The organism is Rhodococcus sp. NPDC006774 (genome assembly GCF_040636045.1).
Lineage (GTDB): Bacteria > Actinomycetota > Actinomycetes > Mycobacteriales > Mycobacteriaceae > Rhodococcoides.
The window spans coordinates 1-1,444 of record NZ_JBEYIW010000057.1 but is presented as its reverse complement, the minus strand read 5'-3'; the positions used below and the strand labels follow the sequence as shown (position 1 = coordinate 1,444).

General features: G+C 66.3%; 1 protein-coding gene. It reads left to right on the top strand.

The annotated features are described in order from the left end of the window. Positions 1–134 precede the first annotated feature (134 nt). Entirely contained in the window at positions 135–1,394 is a 1,260-nt protein-coding gene (locus ABZ677_RS27805; protein ID WP_259848182.1) for an IS256 family transposase, read from the top strand. Positions 1,395–1,444 lie beyond the last annotated feature (50 nt).

Below are 1,444 nucleotides of genomic sequence, written 5' to 3'. Positions count from 1 at the left end.
AGTAGTGCCCCATAGAGTGGTGTAACTCGGTGGCCGAGATCGTCTGCGATTCCGTGTTGTGCACGGGTGTAGAGCGGCCACCGTGTGATCCTTCGAGTCAACCTTCTACCGAATCCTCGAACGGAGTCATCACGATGACCGCACCTCATATTGTCGACCCTGCAGGCCTGCTTGGCCAAGCCCTATCTGACGCGTCGCCGGATCTGATGCGCGAGCTGCTGCAGACCATGATCAACGCACTGCTCTCCGCCGATGCCGACGCTGTGTGCGGCGCCGAGTGGAACGCCCGCTCGGCTGAGCGCACCAACCACCGCAACGGCTACCGCCACCGGCCCCTGGATACCCGGGTCGGCACCGTCGACGTCGCCGTCCCGAAGCTGCGCTCGGGCAGCTACTTCCCCGAGTGGCTGCTCGAGCGCCGCAAGCGAGCCGAGTCCGCGCTGATCACCGTCGTAGCCGACTGCTATCTGGCCGGGGTGTCTACCCGCCGGATGGACAAGCTGGTCAAGACCCTGGGTATCGACTCGCTGTCCAAGTCGCAGGTCTCACGCATGGCCCAGGACCTGGACGAGCAGGTCGCCGCGTTCCGGCACCGCCGCCTGGACGAGGCCGGGCCGTTCACCTTCGTCACCGCTGATGCGTTGACGATCAAGGTCCGCGAGAACAAGCAGGTCGTCAAGGCTTCCGTGCTGCTGGCCACCGGCGTCAACGGCGACGGCCACCGCGAGGTGCTGGGCATACAGGTCGCCACCAGTGAGACCACGGCCTCGTGGAACACCTTCTTCGCCGACCTGGTTGCCCGCGGCCTGGGCGGGGTGCGGCTGGTGACCTCCGATGCCCACGCCGGGCTGGTCGGGGCGATCGCGGCGAACCTGCCGGGAGCCGCGTGGCAACGCTGCCGCACCCACTACTCGGCGAACCTCATGGCCGTGTGCCCCAAGTCCATGTGGCCGGCCGTGAAGGCGATGCTGCACAGCGTCTACGACCAGCCCACCGCTGAGGCTGTCAATGCCCAGTTCGACCGGCTCCTCGAGTACACCGAAGGCAGACTGCCCGACGTGGCCGACCACCTCGGCGACGCCCGCGAGGACCTGCTCGCCTTCACCACGTTCCCCGACGACGTGTGGCGCCAGATCTGGTCCAACAACCCCACCGAGCGGCTCAACCGAGAGATCCGCCGCCGCACCGACGTCGTGGGCATCTTCCCCAACCGAGAGGCCATCGTCCGCCTCATCGGCGCCGTCCTGGCCGAGCAGACCGACGAATGGGCCGAAGGACGCCGATACCTCGGACTCGAAGTCCTGGGCCGCTGCCGACTCACCCTGACCACCGACACCGACACCAGCTCGACGACGGAGGTGACCACTGATGCACTGATGCAACTACCCGCCTGATCACCAACGAAGGATCACAAACCAGTTACACCACTTCTAGGGGCTTGACC